This is a genomic window from Simiaoa sp. (assembly GCF_051972595.1).
GTDB lineage: Bacteria > Bacillota > Clostridia > Lachnospirales > Lachnospiraceae > Acetatifactor > Acetatifactor hominis.
Map to the genome: position 1 here is coordinate 1 of NZ_JBOKRY010000054.1, position 19,154 is coordinate 19,154.

Consider the following 19,154-nt stretch of genomic DNA (forward strand, 5'->3'; position numbering starts at 1 on the left):
CGTTGTTTCCGCTGCCGGAATTGTCCTTGTTGTTCCCGTTGCCGTTGCCGGAATTACCCTTCCGGTCATCATCGGTATGGAGATTATAGTTCAGTAAGAGTAACTTTTCCCTCTCTGTCGGTCACTTGGATGAGGTTGTCTGATTCTCTATATCCTCCCGAAGAATCTCCTGCCGAAGGAACATCCTCTGATCCAGTTTATTTTCTTCACAATAATATTTTATTTCATCAAACAGCCTTTTTTATTCCGTATCAAATCCATCTTCTTCCCCTTTCGCACGCTTTTGTCGTTTGCCGATTCCTTTCCTTCTATTGTACCTGTATCCCCGATCCCCCGCAACTATTCTTCGCCAAAATGCCCAAAATTCTTCCAAGATAATTAATAAAAAATCCACGAAAAAAGCAGAGACGATATTAAAATCATCTCTGCCTCCAGCGTAAACATGGTACTGCTCCTTTGTATTTCGAGTAAAAAAATATGGGAAGACTAAGCTTCCCACTCGTTAATGTTCATCTCTTTACGGATTGATTACCGAAGGTTAATGGAGACCTAAATACCCTTTTCCCTTTATCAGTTTTTCAGCCTCTTCACTGTTTTCCATCATTCCGGTTTCGATACATATCTTTCGGTCTGTCTGGATCAGAATTCTATACGCCCCTCTTCCTGCCGACTTATAACGCACCGATCTCACGTCTTCCCATGAGTATTTTTTCTCTTTTCCCCAAATGGAACGGTAAGTAATATCATCCCGCGTCATAGTAATTCTTTTGTTGCGCCAAAACAGGAGGAAATAGCTTCCTTCCATTCCACATAATATGAAAAAGATAATGCCTGCGCCTTTCACTCCCTGTGAAGTGCCTAAAATCAGTAATAAAAAAGTAACTCCTATTCCGATGATCCAGAACATTACTCCCATTATAAATGGAGCCGTCGTTTTTCCGGAACACACAACTTCTTTTTCATCATTCACTTCTGTAATCCTCCGGTAAGATCTTTGGGTGTACACCAAAAACGGATGCCCCCATTCCTACAGGGAAGCATCCGTTTCTTCCATTTTATTTTTACAGCAGGCTGTCCAGGGTCTCTCTAATAGCCTTGATGAAGTCCAGGCTGTTGAGGATCACGGGATGCTCACAGGTGGAGATCAGGGACAGGCTCTTGGTCATCTTGCCATCCTCGATGGTCTTAATGCATGCCTGCTCCAGCTTGTCTGCGAAGTTACACAGTTCGGGGATCTGATCCAGCTCGCCGCGCTTTCTGAGAGCTCCGGTCCATGCATAGATGGTAGCAATGGAGTTGGTGGAGGTCTCTTCACCCTTTAAGTGCTTGTAGTAATGACGCTGTACGGTTCCGTGAGCAGCCTCGTACTCATAGACACCGCTGGGAGATACCAGAACGGAGGTCATCATGGACAGATCGCCGTAAGCGGTAGCTACCATATCGGACATTACATCACCATCATAATTCTTACATGCCCAGATGAATCCGCCCTCAGAACGGATGACACGAGCTACGGCATCATCGATCAGAGTGTAGAAATATTCGATGCCCAGTTCCTCAAATTTAACCTTATACTCGTTATCATAGATCTCCTGAAAAATATCCTTGAAGGTATGATCGTATTTTTTGGAAATGGTGTCCTTGGTGGAGAACCACAGATCCTGCTTCGTATCTACCGCATAGCTGAAGCATGCTCTTGCAAAGCTCTCGATGGATTTATTGGTATTGTGGATACCCTGAATGATACCTGCTCCGTCGAAATTGTGAATTAGCTCACGGGTCTCGGTGCCGTCTGCTGCGGTGAATACCAGCTCTGCCTTACCGGGTCCGGGTACCTTGATCTCTGTATTTTTATAGACATCACCATAAGCATGACGGGCGATGGTGATGGGCTTGGTCCAGTTCTTTACATAGGGAACGATGCCCTTTACCAGGATTGGTGCACGGAATACGGTACCGTCTAAGATGGCACGGATGGTTCCGTTGGGGCTCTTCCACATTTCCTTCAGGTTGTACTCTGTCATTCTGGCAGCGTTGGGAGTAATGGTAGCACATTTTACGGCAACACCGTATTTTAAGGTAGCATTGGCAGAATCCACGGTTACCTGATCGTCTGTCTCGTTACGATGTTCCAGTCCCAGATCATAGTACTCTGTCTTCAGATCGATATAGGGCAGTAACAGCTCATCCTTGATCATCTGCCAGAGGATTCTGGTCATTTCGTCTCCGTCCATCTCCACGAGAGGGGTTGTCATTTTGATCTTTTCCATAACGATTTCCTTTCCGGTATTAATTTTCGTTCTATTATATTTTAACGTAATTCGTTTCAACAGGCAACTTATTCCTGACTTCCAGCCTGCTGTGCATAAGCCTCATTCAGTCCGTTCTTTACCATGTTCTCATAGGCATTGATCATGTGCTGATGTGCCAGCTGCTCCGCCAGATCGGCGTTGCCAGCCTTAATGGCTTCCATGATCTTTTCATGCTCTTCGTTGGACTTGGGTCCGCGGTTGGCGCTGGACAATGTCTTCTTACGGACACGGAGAACATACTGATGGAAATCCTTCAGTTGGTGTTCTAACATCTTGCTGTCACAGGCTTCGTACAGAATATCATGGAATCGATTGTCTAACTCTGCCAACTGCTCCAGATGCCCCTTCTGTGCATGGAACTTGGACAGATAGACATTCTCCTCCATCTCTTCCATCTGCTCCTTGGTGATATGCTCCGTAGCCCAACGGGCGCACAAACCTTCCAGCAGGGAACGGATCATATAAATATCCTTCACATCCTTCTGGGTAATGCCGGTGACATAGGCACCCTTGTTCGGAATGATCTGGATCAGCCCCTCAAGCTCCAGCTGACGGAATGCCTCTCTGACAGGGGTTCTGCTGACGCCCATCTCCTCGCCGATCGCCACTTCCTTCAATTCTTCATGTTCCTGATATTTTCCGCTTAAAATGTCCTCTCTCAGCTTGTGAAATACCCGTCCCCGCAGGGAGAACTTGTCCGTTACTTCCTGCTTTACATCATACTTGCTCACTATAATCCTCGATTCCAGACAACGCTGTTACCGTTGTCATGTTCATTCTATGTTTACTCACCGATCTTCAGATTCTTTTCCAGGCAGATACGGTTGACACATGCCACGATCTCTTCATCCGTAAGCACGGTGACACGACCACCGGCATACTCCTCATCTACCCACTTTTTGATCTCTGCTACCAGTTCGGAATTCTTCTGTACCTGCTTGTCTCCCTTTAATTTATAGTAGGTGTTCAGCCAATGTGCGATACCTGCCAGACCAGAGGTGTTGGAAATAGCGCACAATACCGGACGGTTCAGGAATTTCTCGGTATCGAAAATATTGTAGATCTCCTCGTTCTTAAGCAGTCCGTCTGCATGGATGCCGGCTCTGGTCACGTTAAAGTTCTTGCCCACAAACGGAGTTCTGGGAGGAATCTGATAACCGATTTCCTTCTCATAGTACTCTGCCAGCTCCGTGATCACACGGGTATTCATGCCGTTTAAGTCGCCCTTTAACTGTGCATACTCGAATACCATTGCCTCCAAAGGCGTATTACCGGTACGCTCACCGATACCAAACAGGGAAGTGTTGACACCGGAACAGCCATACAGCCATGCCGTGGTAGAGTTGGACACTGCCTTGTAAAAGTCATTATGTCCATGCCACTCGATCAACTCGTGAGGCACACCTGCATGGGTATGGATCGCATAGATGATACCCTGTACACTACGGGGAATAACGGCACCGGGATAGTTGACACCGTATCCCATGGTATCGCAGGCACGTACCTTGATGGGAATCTGATACTCCTTCATCAGTTTCATCAGTTCCAGACAGAACGGCACCACATACCCGTAAATATCCGCTCTGGTGATATCCTCAAGGTGACATCTGGGGCTGATGCCCTCCTCTAAGCAGTCACGGATAACGCTTAAATAGTGATCCATTGCCTGTCTTCTGGTCATTTTTAACTTTAAGAAAATATGATAATCGGAACAGCTTACCAGAATACCGGTCTCCTTCATTCCAATCTCTTTTACTAATTTGAAATCTTCCTTGCTGGCGCGGATCCAGCTGGTCACTTCAGGGAACTTATATCCCCTCTCCATGCACTTATAGACAGCATCTCTGTCCTTTTTGCTGTACAGGAAGAACTCGCTGGCACGGATCATTCCGTTGGGACCGCCCAGTTCGTGCAGATAATCATAGATCTTCACAATCTGCTCCGTGGTATAAGGTGCCCTGGACTGCTGTCCGTCTCTAAAAGTGGTATCTGTGATCCAGATATCCTTCGGCATGTTATGAGGCACGATACGATCATTAAAAGGTATTTTGGGGATTTCGGAATAAGGGAACATATTACGGAACACGTTCGGCTTCTCCACATCATCCAGTATGTACATATGCTCCTCAATCTCCAGAAGGTTGTTCTTCGGATTCATGGAGACCGGACGATTCTGAAATGCATCACTATCTCTCATTGGTATACCTCTCTTCCCTGACATTCGACATCTGCAATATTGTTTTCTATTTTTACTCTGCGCAGTAAAAATACATTTTGCAGTTCTCGTATCATTGTATACAATCATACCATTTGTGTCAATATCTTTAGTATTAATTTTATTGACTTATTTTAATCACATTTTTTATTTTTCCCAGTGATTTTATCATTTTACTTGTTTTCTAATAATCTGCGGACATTGAGCATTCCGAAGCCCTGCTTATTCCAGGGTTCTCCGAGATCCGTAGCTGTCAGCGCTACCCTACGGAGAAATTCTTCATTGGACATTCTCGGATATTTTTGTAGTACCAGTGCTGCCGCTCCGGACACAATGGGGGTTGCCATGGAGGTACCGCTTTTTGCAATATAAGGTTTAAAAATTCTGCCATTTCTATTTTTCCAGAAAGCATTGCAGGACAGGATCCGCGTCCCGGGAGCCACAATATCCGGTTTTCGGATGACGTCGTATTTTCTACCTCTTCCGGAATATGTTTCGCATCGCTTCGGGTCATTTTTACAATATCTTCCATCGTGACAACCCACTGTTAACACTTTCCGGCTGCTTGCCATCTCCGAAATACTCCCATCCTCAGGTCCTGCATTTCCCGCTGCACAGACTACGAGAATATTATGATCCCACAACAATTCCATATACTCCCGCAGTACCTGTTCCTTATATCGTTCCTTCAGGTCACCGATTCCTACAGATATATTTAAGATCCTGATCTGATACCTGTTTTTTACCCGTAGGATCCACTGAAAAGCCTCCTGCATGGAATCACAGGATCCTTCTCCCTTTCCATCCAACACTTTTCCCACGACAAGTTTCGATGCCGGTGCCATTCCCCGAAGCCTTCCACCCGACAATTCTCCGTTTCCGCAAAGGATGCCACATACATGGGTTCCATGTCCGTTATCATCATACGGCAGAGAGCTCTTCTCCACGAAATCACGAAAACATAACAAATGCCCGGCAAGATCCGGATGATATGCGATCCCGGTATCCAATACAGCAACTGTTACAGGCTCTGACCGCCAAGTTACGCTATATATTTGTTCCGGTACCTGTACCTGCTCCCTGACCCTCTGCATCCGTTTTCCTTCCCGGTAAAAATATAGTAAAACCGACATAAGACTTAATCTATCTTATGCCGGTTTCTATTCCGGGTGTCGGTTAAATCACCCCATTATTCATTTATAATCTCTATCCCCTCCGGGAAAGCGTCATTTCCAATATCCGTGACACTCGCCGGCAGATGTACTTTTTTCAATTCCGTATGATTTCGGAATGCTTCCTCTGCGATCACGCGAACGCCATCCGGTATCACAACTTCAGGCAGATTCCCTTTATAAGCTACCAGGATGTCCCCACTGATCAGAAAATCATCCATACTGTTCTCTTCAAAATCATCCATCCACCCGGTATGGGTAAACGCCTTGGCACCAACAGTATTCACCGTGTCCGGCAATATCACGTTATCCAGATTATCACAATGATAAAACGCTGCATAGTCAATCGTCGTTACACCTTCCGGAATCGTAACGGTCCGGAGAGAACTTCTGGAAAAAGCAAAACGTCCGATCTCTGTAGTACCTTCCGGGATCGTAACTGCGCTGACAGACTGGTTACGATAATACATCCATTCCGGAATCTTGCCGTTCTCTGTCTCAGCTGTGATATCCTGTTCTTCACCGGTCTCTTGTCCCGCTTCCGGTTCCGTATACCCCTGCTGTACTTTTTCCTCACCCGGATGCACCATTACCAGGGCATGATTCCCTACAATAATAGTACTGCCCAGGACATTACCGGGAACCGGTGTTGCAACAGGTGCAGGCGTAGCCGTTGATACAGGTTCTGTCGTTGCCTGTGTATCCGGTCTGCTTACTGCTGTCGGTGTCTGTACAGGAGCTGCCGTCACCAGCGGATCACGGTTTTTCTGTTCCGCAAGTTTTTGGGCAAACTGTGCTGCCACACTTCCCTCGTCCGCATGGATTGTCACATTATCACAGTTTAAGAAAGCATCTTCCGCAATACCGGTCACCGTAGCCGGGATATAAATATCTGTGAGATTAACACATCCCGCAAATGCCTGTGCATCAATACTCTGTATATTTTCCGGAATTGTGATCTGCTTTAAACCCGTACATCCTGCAAACGAATACTCGTCCACTGCAGTCAGACCCTTTCCCAGGACAACCTCTTCCAGATTGTTACATCCCCAGAAAACATAGGCATCCAAACGCTTGACAGATTTCGGAATTACAACGAACTGTACCTTCTGATTGTTCTCGAAGGCACTCTCGCCTACGACTTCCACTGTATCCGGAATCGTGACGCGTTCTTCCGTCCCTCTGTATTTTACCAGTGTACTCCCCTGCGTCTGAAAATCAGAGGCAGACGCTGCCGCATCTGCCTCCGACACAGGAAGATGTGTCAGGATCAATGCGGTAACTGCCAGTGCTATGACAGCCATCCACTTTTTATGATTCATAAACCTTCCCATCCTTTATTTCACACTAGGCTCTGGCTTTCCGCAGAGTCTTTTTGTCCTTCTTCATGAAGAGTACTACCGAAATACATGCAAGTCCCATGGATAGGAACCACTTGGGATGAATGCCGTCTCCGGTCTTAGGTGTGCTGTCTGCGATGGTTCCCGCAGTCAGATTATTCGTATCCACATAGATCACATACGGTGAAAAATGCTCTGCCGTAAAGGTTACGCAAGATACTCCGGATATTGTAGAGAACTTCGGTGACAGTTTGTCCAACTTACTGTTCACTACACCTGCCACTTTGTTATTACCTGCGTAGGTGATCAGGGAATCCGGCAGAGGCAATGTAATGCTGATGGACAATCCTGTGGTATCTGTGATCTTTGTATTGCCGGTGGAATCATAGAGACTGATGTCCATGGGGAAATACTTGATAGCACTGATATCACTGCCGTACTCTGCCATCAGAGCTTTCACTACTTCTTCTGAAGCTGCTGCACTCTCTGTGATCTTGATCACAAAGTTATCAGAAGATCCATTCACCGTTGCAGATACCACACCGGTATTGGACAGACCGTTTTTATCAATAACAACAGTGGTTCTGCCACCGGATACGGTTCCCGTAGTAGTGCTGCTCGGTCTTCTGTTGGAATTGGAATTCGTAGAATTACCACTTCCGGTAGAAGTACTGGTATTAGAACCGTTTGACTTTGTATAGTTTGCCGTAACCGTTACATTTCCCGCAGGCATGGTGATTACCGTTGCCGATAATACCTTACTCGCTATAGTGGTATTGGATGGATCGATCGTCCAGTTGCTGAACTGCATGCCCTTGGCCGGATCATTTGCAATGATGATCGGCTGGGAACCGGCAGCATAACTTCCGGAACCGGAACCATTCTTAACTGTCAATGTGTACAGTTTTGTTGTGGTGTTAGTCCCGGGCGCCGGTGTTGCTGTCGTTCCCGGTGCCGCTGTGGTGCCGGGAGCAGGTGTTGCCGTCGTTCCCGGTGCAGGTGTTGCTGTGGCGTTCGGATCGTCCTGGCTTCCGGTAATAGCATACTGGGCATAAGTATCCGTATCCTTGGTGATTCCGGTAATGGCAGGTCTCCATCCTGTAAAGGTATAACCGCTTCTGGTAGGGCTCTGTGGTGCAATGGCATCTTCGCCGGACGCTACCTTCTGCACGTACAGCACCGTATCATCGTAATCAATGAAACGTACCGTATATTTGGAAGCATCCGGATCATCTGCTTCATACTGGGCAGTTACCTGCAGATCGGCCTGTACCCCATGATAATCCGGAACCCATCCGGTAAGGGTATATCCCTCTCTGCCTTTAACTTCAGGGGGAACTGCATCTCCCCCTGCTGCTACCGTCTGTGTATCCAGAAGCGTAGAATTCCAATCCCAGAAAGTTACGGTATAGAACAGTTCCAGCGGCTTTGAGGTCGTCATAATACCGTTCTTTGTTGCATAGATATATGCATTACTGCCATCTACGCAGTAGAACTGCAGTGCACTCTTATCGGTGGTTCCACCGAAGGCATCATTATCCAGATAGCTGACACTTTCCGGCACTTCCATGTAGGCAATACTACTGTTCGTAAAGGAATCCTTACTAATGGACTTACAGGTATCCGGCAGATAAACTGCGAACAGCTTCGGAGTATCCATAAAAGCACCTTCCGGAATATCTGTCACAAAGGAGGTACGCAGATCCACGGAACTTACCTTGGTGCCCGCAAATGCTTCCTCAGCAATTCCGGTGACTCCCTCTACTTCCGTAGGAGCTACCACTCCGCTGGCTCTTCCTTCCAGAAATTCAATGATATCTTTCTTCTTTCCGTTTTCCAGACTGTAGATAATAGAATTATCACAGGTGAAATAAGGACTTCCCTGGAAATCCACCGTTGTCAGTTTCTCACAGCCGGTGAAAGGCCGTTTTCCCATTGCTGTTGTGGTGGCAGGTACTGCCACACCGGTCAGATTTGTACATCCCTTAAAAGCATAATCATCAATCTTCGTAGTTCTGTCTTTCAGATAGACACCACTCAGATTCGTACAATCCTTGAAAGTCTCCTTGCCGATCTCCAACAGTCCGTAAGCGGTCAATGTCTTGGTCGTATTGGACGGCAGAGCTTCCGAAGGTTCTGTGGCAGTAAACAGATCTTCTTGAATGGTTTCAATACCGTAAGGTAATTCGATCTGCAGTGCCGCATTGATGATCTCACGTTCATAATCCGTCATAGGTTCTGAATTCGTACCAAGATATTTATCTACCGCAGTCTTAGCCGCCTCCTGGTATTCCAACGTCATATAAGCATAATTGCCTGTGGTATATTTCGAACCGGACTGAATTTCTTTAAACGTAGGATAATCTACCAATTCATTTTTGTCCGTATCCGGGTTATACTTTACTTCCAGATTCTGCGGCCAGCCACTGTAATAGGTAATATAGGTTCTCTCCTGGCTTCCTCTGTTAATATAGCTGTTCGGATCCATTGCATAATTGAACGGTGCCGAATCATCCGAGATAGGGCCTGTAAAATACAATTGCTGTACATCAGTTGCGTTCTTGTTAACGCAATCTGCCTTATGATATTCCACCTCCTGGGTCTTGAATGCATCTGTACCGATACTGGTAATATTGACAGGCTCCTTGAAAATGACATCTTTCAAATTATGGCAGCCTTTAAACGCACTGTCTTCAATCGTAGTAATAGAGGAGGGAATCGTAATTCTCCTCAGATAACAGTTATTACGGAAAATACCGGAGCCGATCACTGTGATCTGGTAAGGTCCGACGGTATCCGGCATGGTAACAGTTTCCAGACCGCTGTCAAATTCACAGTATACCAACTGATTAGAGGAATTCACTCTGTAAACGGCCTTTTTGCCACTTGTTTCCTGAACTGTCAGTTCATACAGATTCTGCTTGGTTCCGTCGGAATTCAGATAACTGAATGCCATATAATTATTCGTCGCACAGGTATGGAACTGGGAGCTGTCAACACTTTCCAGATAAAACTCTGCCGGTACATCCTCTTTGAAGGAATCAAAGGTATATGAAGTATCTACTTCTCCTCCCGTGATCTTCAAAGACGGGTTTGCTGCAGTTACATATTTCAGATTCTCGCATCCCCGGAACTCGGATACATCAATGGATCCGGATGCCGGGCCGCTGGCATTACTGAAAGTTCTGGGGAATGTCACAGATCTTAAATTTGCACATCCTTTAAATACATTTTTCCCAAAATTGTTTAATGCTGTTGCATTATTTGTGGAAGCCATTTCCTCTTCCACAGAGAAACCGTCATTTTCTTCTGCGTTGGACATATTAATGCCTGTCATGGAATAACAGTCTTCAAATACATTATTGCCAATTGTTGTTACATTAATAGGAACCGTAAATTTTTCCATGGACTGGCAGTTGGCAAATGCGAAATCCGAAATCGTTGTCAGATTGCTGATCCTATCCAGATTTACACTGGTCATAGTAAGGCAGTTGGCAAACGCATAATCACCAATAATATTCAGACCATTTCCCAAAGAAATGCTGCTCATACCGGTACAGCCATAAAATGCATATACACCCACTCCTTTTACGCTCTTTCCGATGGTCAATGTGTGAATATTACCATTTCCGGCAAAAATCCCCTTATCACTACTGGTGATCGGTCCTGCAATTTTCCAGGTACCTGCATCTTTTCCGGTTCCTTCCTGCAGATACTGGTTGCCAATATACCATACCTCTGCACCTTTGATACGCTGTTTATTGGAATCTGTCGTTTTCTCATAAACAGGTACAAGATCACCACCGGATACAGTATCCGACTTGTGATAATACAGTTCTTCAGATGATAAATTCTCCCACTGGGCACGGTCTTCATAACGGCAGGGCTGATAAGATGTGCTGATCACAATCTCTGCCCCGGTTTCCGGATCAGTTGTCGTCTGATTCACTGCATAGAACAGGAAATCATTTTCCTTACCTACAGCGACATAACCGCCGTTGGTTCCATCACTGTAAGAATATTTCTTATACGCATCCAGTCCATCAGGAATTACCAGGTTGTTACCTTCCAGATAGCCACCGTTGTATCCCAGGATCACGGCACCCTTATCACTGCCGCCGTCCGTTACATAGGCAAACTGATACTTACCGTCACCGGTGGTATAGATTTCTTCCTTACTGTCCAGATAAGGAATCGACATCTGTTGCAGATAAGATTCCGTAACCACCTTTTCTGTTCCGTCTGCTGCTCGCAGCCCCTCTGTAGGAATTGCCGCTACTACGATCGCTGAGATCAGGAACAATGTTCCCAGGGTTTTCCTTACTGTCTTTTTTAATCTTCTGTTAGTCTTCTTTTTACCCTTAGTCATCCTTTACTCCTTTGTCGTCACCTTTTTGGCAACCACTACGAATCTGCCGTTTTTCTCCTGATAATCACAAGTCGACAGAGTTAAAAGCCGGTCACCGTATTGAGCCGTGACTCCTGTGTCATATAATGACATTTCCTCCATGTCATTCATATAAGAGTCAAATTCCTGCTCACTCTGGGCGTCTATAAACTGATAGTATTTGAATACGATCTCATCTTCACTGTATACCCTTGAACGGAATACATACATGATCTCATACAGACCTTTTTCATAGATGGTATCAAACTGTATGCAGGGATGTTTCTCATAGTAGCTCTGGTCGCTGTATAAGGATAAGCCTCCGAACATCTGCCCGCTTTTCATGTGATGTCCGTACAGAATCAGATTCGTGCTGGGCTTCAGCACATCACAGTCTTTGTCCATGAAAATAGATCCATTCTTGTCATACTCCTGATTCATATTGTGATCCAGATAATATTCATTATCCGTTGTCTGCATTACAGGGTAATCTATATTAGTATCGTCAATTTTTACCCATCCGATTAGTCTTTTGTTCTTATTTAATAAATTTTTATATTCATCCAACACCGGAGGCGGCGTACTCTGCCCTTCTTCCGACGTATAATGGATCACCGGCGCCGGTGCCTCGCTGGCTGCAGGTTCCTTGTCCTTCAGTTCACTCAGCAGCTTATAATTATCTGCTGTCCGGTAGTTGTACCAGTTATAAATTCCGAAATAGCTAAGGCAGACGATAGCTGCAATACTGCAGCAGACCACTAAAAGTTTCCTTCGTTTTTCCTGTTTTTTCAGTTCCTCTTTTACGATCTTGTCCAGTTCTGCCTCGTCGAACTGCGGCTCTATATTTCTCTTCAGAGCCTTCTTTTTTTCCGCCGGTCTCTTTTGCGTGGTTTTCTTTTTAATTGGTTCCTTTTTTATCGGTTCTTTTTTCTTAAATGTCTCTTTTTTCTCGTGAGTGGTCTTGGATGTCTTTGGAGCTTCCTGCCTCTTGATCTCTTCCGACAGTTCTTCCATATAATCCTGTCCCAGGATGCTATGAAATCTACACTTTCCGCTGCGGATCACTTCCAGCAGTTTCTTCTGATCCGCCAGACTCATCTTCTTCGTCTGCATCCGGAGATTCTCGATCACCTGCTGATCCTTCAGGGCGTTCTGGTAATCCGCTTCCGTGCGGAACTTTCGTCCTTCTACCACATATATCTTCTGTGTCATCTATTTATCCTTAATTACTTTATCGAAACTATGCAACCCATCACAACGCATATCTGTATAGGAGTACAATTTTATTGTACTATATCCGAAAATTATTGCAAGCCTTTTCCGGAAACATTGACATGCTCCCCCGCATACAATAAAGCATAAATAAAATGTGGAGGCACTAAAAATGAGTGACTTAACTGCTACAAACTGCGGCTGCAACAATTCCTGCGGCAATAACAACTGTGGTAACGGTATTTTCGGCAACAGCTGCATCTGGATCATCCTGTTACTGTTCTGCGGCGGTGGCTGCGGTAACAACAACGGCTGCGGACTGCTGGGCAGCAACAATGGCTGCGGCGGCAATGACTGCTGTGAATGGCTGATCTGGATCCTGCTTCTGTCCTGCTTCTGCGGTGGCAATAACAGCTGCGGTAACGGTTGCGGCTGCAACTAACGCTGACTTCCCGGGAGCTCCCGGAGCTTGAGTGTGCGGTCATCCCGGGGTACAGACGAAGCTGTACCCCGAAGGGCTGATCGTCATAAGCCTGTTGCCGCGCTCATAAAATACTAGTAACTATTTGGCAGGAAGGTAACGGACACATGGATGATAACAGAATCGACAAGGCGGCTGCCTTTGATACCTTATTCACCAACAACCGCATTCAGATTCTGAAAACACTTGCCTATTATATAGATCCGCATCTCCTGAAAGGACTTGCTGTCTACATAAAATTGCAGGAGTTGCAATATACGCTGGCACTTTTCAGAAAGCATCCGGAAACTGCTCTGCACAGTTTTTCTTTACCATCCAATGGAAGCAGTCTCGCCGGTGAGCTATGCAGTGATCTTATGCCTTTATGCGATGAAGCACAGAAAGCATCCCTGCAGCAGGTCACCCAGATGCTTGACAATATCCATAATTTTCAAGAAATGATGGATGTGGCTAAGTCTATGCAGGAGCTGTTCCCGGAGGGCTTCTCAGATCCGGATGGTTTCGATCCGTCTATGTTATCCGGACTTTTCGCAGCCACTCAAAGTCAATCAGGAGGTCAACAAAATGGATTATTCACAGACTCCCCTCTGGATGCAGGATGATCTCGTGAAGGACATCCCCAGAGAAAAATTAGAATTTCTCTCCACTCTTTTTGCCAAAGGGCACGGCAAAACTCAAAAAGAAATGATGGCACTTCTCATGCCCGCGATGCGTAAGGCAAAGAAAGAGCATCTTACTTTTACCCCACAGGAAATGCAGGCAGCAGTCACTGCTATCAAAAAATACAGCAGCGAAGCAGAACTGCAGCAGATTCAAAACATTTTAGAAAAAAGTAAAGCTCAAAGAAATAACTCCCGGCAGGCGTAAGGTCTGTCAGGAGTTATTATATTTCTCGAAAGTTCAGCCAACGCCATTCGCGAAGTCGCGTTATCACGCTTTTACGTCACTACGTGACTACCTTTGCTCATAAGACAGCGACTACTTAACTACGATGTTGACGATTCTGCCGGGAACATAGATCTCTTTTACGATGTTGCCGGTCAGTTTGTCACCCAGAGCTTCTTTTGCCATGGCGATGACATTTTCCTTGGTCTCATCCTTGGAAACTTTGATGGTCACACGCATCTTGCCATTGACCTGAACGCCGATCTCAACAACGCTCTCTACAGTCTTCTCTTCCTCAAATTCAGGCCATGCTGCCTGATACAGTCTGCCCTCGAATCCGGCAGTCTGCCACAATTCCTCAGTGATATGAGGTGCTACGGGGTTCAGCAAAGTAAGCAGTGTCTTGTATTCGCCTCTGGTAATGGAATTTTTCTTGTAGAACTCGTTGATCAGGGACATCATAGCCGCGATGGCGGTATTGTACTTCAGGTTTTCGAAATCGCTGCTGACCTTTTTAATAGTCTGGTGCATCTTAGTCTCTAAATCTGCACTATAGCCTTCTTCATCAGTCAGAATATCCTGTAACTTCCATACTCTCTCAAGGAATCTGCGGCATCCCTTTACGCCTTCCTCGCTCCAGGAAGCGCTCAGATCAAAGGCACCAATGAACATCTCGTAGGTACGCAGAGTATCTGCGCCGTAATCCTGTACGATATCGTCCGGATTTACCACGTTGCCGCGGGACTTGGACATCTTCTCACCGTTGGATCCCAGGATCATACCGTGGCTGGTTCTCTTCTGGTAAGGTTCTGGAGTAGGTACTACGCCCTGATCATACAGGAACTTATGCCAGAAACGAGAGTACAAAAGATGCAGTGTGGTATGTTCCATACCGCCGTTGTACCAGTCAACCGGCAGCCAGTACTTCAATGCTTCAGGACTTGCCAGTGCCTTGTCATTGTGAGGATCGGTGTAACGCAGGTAATACCAGGAAGAGCCTGCCCACTGAGGCATGGTATCTGTCTCTCTCTTTGCCGGACCGCCGCAGCAGGGACAGGTGGTATTTACCCAGTCAGTCATGGCAGCCAGAGGAGATTCTCCGGTGTCGGTAGGCATGTAGCTCTCTACATCGGGTAACTGCAAAGGCAGTTCGCTCTCATCAATGGGAACATATCCGCACTTATCGCAATGTACGATAGGAATCGGCTCACCCCAGTAACGCTGTCTAGAGAATACCCAGTCTCTTAATTTATAATTGGTCTTACGGTTACCGATGCCCTTCTCTTCCAGATAGTTCATGATCTTCTCTTTGGCTTCTGCCACAGACAGACCGTTCAGGAAATCGGAATTGACCAAAGTACCGTCAGCAACATCGGTATATACAGCTTCTTCTACGCTGACAGGGCTTCCGGCTACGACTTCGATAATGGGCATGCCAAACTTTTTAGCGAATTCCCAGTCTCTCTCATCATGGGCAGGTACTGCCATGATTGCACCGGTACCGTAAGTCATCAGAACATAATCGGATACCCATACAGGGATCTCTTTACCGTTGACGGGATTGGTAGCGGTCAGACCCTGGATGCAGACACCGGTCTTATCCTTTGCCAGCTCGGTACGCTCAAAATCAGACTTCTTCGCAGCCATCTCACGGTATGCCACGATATCATCCCAGTTCTTGATCTCGCCCTTGTATTTATCCAGTACAGGATGCTCCGGAGATACTACCATGTAGGTAACGCCGAACAGCGTATCCGGTCTGGTGGTGTAAATGCGCAGCTTCTCGTCCTTGCCGGTGAGTGTGAAATCCACCTCGGCACCCTGTGACTTACCGATCCAGTTCTTCTGGGAAACCTTGACACGCTCGATATAATCTACGGTATCCAGCCCCTCGATCAACTTGTCTGCATATTCAGTGATCTTCAACATCCACTGGCTCTTGACCTTACGGATGACTTCGGAACCGCAACGCTCGCAGACACCGTTAACTACTTCCTCATTTGCCAGACCTACCTTACAGGAGGTACACCAGTTGATAGGCATCTCTGTCTTGTAAGCCAGTCCTGCCTTGAACAGCTTTAAGAAAATCCACTGGGTCCAGTGATAATACTCAGGATCTGTGGTATTGATCTCTCTGTCCCAGTCAAAGGAATAACCTAAGGAATGCAGCTGATTCTTGAATCTTGCCACGTTGTTCTTGGTTACGATCTTCGGATGAATGTGATTTTTAATTGCGTAATTCTCGGTAGGAAGACCGAACGCATCCCATCCCATGGGATACAGTACGTTGTAGCCCTGCATTCTGCGCTTACGTGCTACGATATCCAGTGCGGTATAAGGTCTCGGATGACCTACATGTAATCCCTGTCCCGAAGGATAAGGGAACTCTACCAGTGCGTAATATTTGGGCTTGGAGAAATCGTCGGAAGTCTTGAATGCTTTTTCGTCATCCCAGACATTCTGCCATTTTTTCTCTACCTCTCTGTGATTGTAAGGTACTGCCATAATCATTTCCTCCTAAACTATGAGAAGACTTCTATTTAAAATTCATGTTCTCAAGTCGTTAAAAAACTACCGATTATTTTATCGTGTTTTGCCGATACTGTCAAGGACTGCGGCTCTATCCATACACATTTGTACATATTTTCTGTTCTCTGTGCATATCTTATATACGAGAGGTGATGAATCATGTTTGCATGGATCACATTACTGATCAATCTGATGCAGCGGTATCGATGAAATGTCGCATACGCAAAAAGAGACCGGACATATTCGCCGGTCTCTTTTGCTGGATCCTATGTATTCTATATATTAATCTTCTGCGTTATTCTCCGCTACTTTCGCTGCTCTGGCTGCTACTTCCTTCTCCTGTACAGCGGAAGGTGTCTGCTCATAGCGGGCAAATTCATAGGAATAATCGCCTCTGCCTCCGGTCATGGAACGCAGATCCGTACAATAACCGAATAATCCACTCATAGGAATATCCGCTTCGATGATCTGTCTGCCGCCGCTCATAGGTGTCATGCCCAGTACGCGGCCTCTTCTCTTGTTCAGATCACCCATGATGTCACCGGTGTAAGCATCGGGTACCGTAACTTTCAGGGACATGATAGGCTCTAACAGAACCGGACCCGCTTCCATGACGCCCTTCTTGAACGCCTGAATCGCTGCGGTCTTGAATGCCATCTCAGAGGAGTCTACCGGATGGTAGGAGCCATCGTACAGTACTGCCTTGACACCAACTACCGGATATGCCGCCAGCGGTCCTTTGCCTACAGATTCCTGAATACCTTTTTCCACTGCCGGGAAAAAGTTCTTCGGTACTGCTCCGCCTACAACTTCTGTTGCAAACTCATAGGGCTTCGTCAGATCGCCGGAAGGTGAGAAACGCATTTTTACATGACCGTACTGACCGTGTCCACCGGACTGTTTCTTATACTTATATTCCACATCGGACTGCTTCTTGATAGTCTCTTTGTATGCGATCTTCGGCTTGGACAGCTCGATCTCTACTTTGTATTCGTTTAACAGACGGCTGACCACAATATCCAGGTGCTGATCACCCATGCCGTAAAGTAATGTCTGGCGGTTCTCCGCATCATTCACCACCCGGATGGTCAGATCTTCATGGGTCATCTTCTGCAATGCCTGGGATATCTTATCCACATCCGCCTTATTCTTCGGCTTATAGCGCATGTAGGTATAGGGAGTGGAAATATCGAACTTGCCATATTTAATAGTCGTCGCCTTGGTCGAGAGACTGTTGCCGGTTCTCGCTGCTGTCAGCTTCGCCAGTGCTCCGATGTCTCCGGCATGCAGTTCACTGACTTCGATAGGCTTATTGCCCTGCAATACATAGATTTTACCAATCTTCTCTTCAATATCACGATCCACGTTATACAACAGATCATCGGTTTTCAGTACACCGGAGTTTACCTTGATCAGGGAGTATTTTCCAATGAAAGGATCCACGATGGTCTTCCAGATATAAGCAGATTTAGCCTTGGCAAAATCATAATCCGCATGGTAGATCTCGTTGGTCTTCAGATTGATACCAGCTACTTCTCTGTTCTCAGGGCTGGGCATGTATTTGATAATATCATCTAACAGTGTGTACATACCCTGGCACAGAATGTTAGAACCCATGGTCATGGGAACGATGCTGCCGTCACAGACATTGGTACGGAGTGCTGCACGGATCTCTGCTTCAGAGAAGGTCTCTCCGCCAAAATACCGCTCCATGAATTCTTCACTGGTCTCGGCTACGGCTTCCAGTAAGGTATCACGGCAGATCTGCAAATTCGCCCGGCTGTAATCCGGTACGTCACAGGGAACAACTTCCTTACCCTCCCAGCGGTTACCACTCTCGGTGATAACATTGATGTATCCTACGAATTTCTCGTTTTCACGGATCGGCAGATGGAACGGTGCCATCTTCTTGCCGTACAGGTTGGTCATATCTTCGACTACCTGACGGAAGGAAGCGTTATCCACGTCCATGTTGGAGACATAGATGAAACGGGGCAGCTTGTATTTCTCGCAAAGTTCCCATGCCTTCTGGGTGCCGACTTCGATGCCGGACTTGCCGTTAACTACTATGATGGCTGCTCCTGCGGCACTGACTGCCTCTTCCACTTCTCCCACGAAATCAAAATAACCCGGTGTATCAATAATATTGATTTTGTATCCTTCCCACTCAATGGGAATCACGGAGGTACTGATAGAGAAATGACGTTTCTGTTCTTCTTTACTGTAATCGCTAAGGGTATTGCCGTCATCTACCTTGCCCATACGGGAGGTGATACCGGACAGATAAGCAAAGGCTTCTGCAAGACTGGTCTTGCCACTGCCGCCATGGCCCAGTAATACTACGTTACGGATCTTGTCTGTTGTGTAAATATTCATATCCCATCCTCCATTTATTCTGCATTTTGGGTATTTTGTCCAGCCGTTGGATTGGATTTTTAACCCCTTATGTGTATTTTACTAAATATATGTTGCTATTACAAGTAAATATTGTTAATTATTTCATATTTTTCTGAGTTGTCAGAACTTTACGACATGGACAGGTGCACAAGACAGGTAAATTGAGAGTTTACGCGAGCAATGAGCCGCGCATAGGCATAGTGAAGACAGCGATGGGCGCTTGC

At 46.2% G+C, this 19,154-nt stretch carries 14 protein-coding genes; 3 read left to right on the forward strand and 11 right to left on the reverse strand.

Features of this window, described 5'->3' with window-relative positions; all coding sequences use genetic code 11:
- Positions 1 to 241: 241 nt before the first annotated feature.
- The 9 genes from ACTRDR_RS13670 to srtB form a co-directional block, all read right to left on the reverse strand.
- Positions 242 to 499: a hypothetical protein gene (locus tag ACTRDR_RS13670; RefSeq protein ID WP_440528127.1), complete on the reverse strand. Its 258-nt coding sequence runs from the start codon at positions 497 to 499 to the stop codon at positions 242 to 244.
- A 39-nt stretch (positions 500 to 538) separates the two neighbouring features.
- Entirely contained in the window at positions 539 to 970 is a 432-nt protein-coding gene (locus tag ACTRDR_RS13675; protein WP_440528129.1) for a DUF6560 family protein, read from the reverse strand.
- Between the two features lie 91 nt (positions 971 to 1,061).
- Entirely contained in the window at positions 1,062 to 2,270 is a 1,209-nt protein-coding gene (locus ACTRDR_RS13680) for an NADP-dependent isocitrate dehydrogenase (RefSeq protein WP_440528130.1), read from the reverse strand.
- A gap of 68 nt (positions 2,271 to 2,338) precedes the next feature.
- Positions 2,339 to 3,043 carry an FCD domain-containing protein gene (locus tag ACTRDR_RS13685; protein WP_176861975.1) on the reverse strand — a complete coding sequence of 235 codons (705 nt, stop codon included), beginning with the start codon at positions 3,041 to 3,043 and terminating at the stop codon, positions 2,339 to 2,341.
- A 53-nt stretch (positions 3,044 to 3,096) separates the two neighbouring features.
- Entirely contained in the window at positions 3,097 to 4,509 is a 1,413-nt protein-coding gene (locus ACTRDR_RS13690) for a 2-isopropylmalate synthase (RefSeq protein WP_148446871.1), read from the reverse strand.
- Positions 4,510 to 4,700: 191 nt separating this feature from the next.
- Positions 4,701 to 5,621, reverse strand: a complete 921-nt coding sequence (locus tag ACTRDR_RS13695) for a S8 family peptidase (protein ID WP_440528132.1) — start codon at positions 5,619 to 5,621, stop codon at positions 4,701 to 4,703.
- A 95-nt stretch (positions 5,622 to 5,716) separates the two neighbouring features.
- A complete protein-coding gene (locus tag ACTRDR_RS13700) occupies positions 5,717 to 7,021 on the reverse strand; it encodes a leucine-rich repeat protein (RefSeq protein WP_440528134.1) in 1,305 nt (434 codons plus the stop codon).
- A 25-nt stretch (positions 7,022 to 7,046) separates the two neighbouring features.
- A complete protein-coding gene (locus tag ACTRDR_RS13705) occupies positions 7,047 to 11,408 on the reverse strand; it encodes a leucine-rich repeat protein (protein ID WP_440528135.1) in 4,362 nt (1,453 codons plus the stop codon).
- 3 nt (positions 11,409 to 11,411) lie between these two features.
- Positions 11,412 to 12,638: a class B sortase gene (gene srtB / locus ACTRDR_RS13710; RefSeq protein WP_440528137.1), complete on the reverse strand. Its 1,227-nt coding sequence runs from the start codon at positions 12,636 to 12,638 to the stop codon at positions 11,412 to 11,414.
- A gap of 172 nt (positions 12,639 to 12,810) precedes the next feature.
- Here srtB and ACTRDR_RS13715 point away from each other — a divergent pair, with 172 nt between their 5' ends.
- From ACTRDR_RS13715 to ACTRDR_RS13725, 3 genes are all read left to right on the forward strand, one after another.
- The gene (locus ACTRDR_RS13715) at positions 12,811 to 13,080 is read left to right on the forward strand and encodes a chorion class high-cysteine HCB protein 13 (protein ID WP_176861965.1); all 270 of its coding nucleotides are present in this window, start codon (positions 12,811 to 12,813) and stop codon (positions 13,078 to 13,080) included.
- A 146-nt stretch (positions 13,081 to 13,226) separates the two neighbouring features.
- Positions 13,227 to 13,721, forward strand: coding sequence for a hypothetical protein (locus ACTRDR_RS13720; RefSeq protein ID WP_176861963.1), 495 nt, complete (start codon positions 13,227 to 13,229; stop codon positions 13,719 to 13,721).
- On the forward strand, positions 13,684 to 13,986 hold the full coding sequence (locus ACTRDR_RS13725) for a hypothetical protein (protein ID WP_176861961.1): 303 nt from the start codon (positions 13,684 to 13,686) through the stop codon (positions 13,984 to 13,986). The genes ACTRDR_RS13720 and ACTRDR_RS13725 overlap by 38 nt, the downstream gene beginning before the upstream one ends.
- A gap of 111 nt (positions 13,987 to 14,097) precedes the next feature.
- On the opposite strand, the gene leuS is transcribed toward ACTRDR_RS13725, so the two are convergent.
- Complete coding sequence (gene leuS / locus ACTRDR_RS13730) at positions 14,098 to 16,509, reverse strand: leucine--tRNA ligase (RefSeq protein ID WP_440528139.1); 2,412 nt, start codon at positions 16,507 to 16,509, stop codon at positions 14,098 to 14,100.
- 306 nt (positions 16,510 to 16,815) lie between these two features.
- Positions 16,816 to 18,909: an elongation factor G gene (locus ACTRDR_RS13735; RefSeq protein ID WP_440528140.1), complete on the reverse strand. Its 2,094-nt coding sequence runs from the start codon at positions 18,907 to 18,909 to the stop codon at positions 16,816 to 16,818.
- Positions 18,910 to 19,154 lie beyond the last annotated feature (245 nt).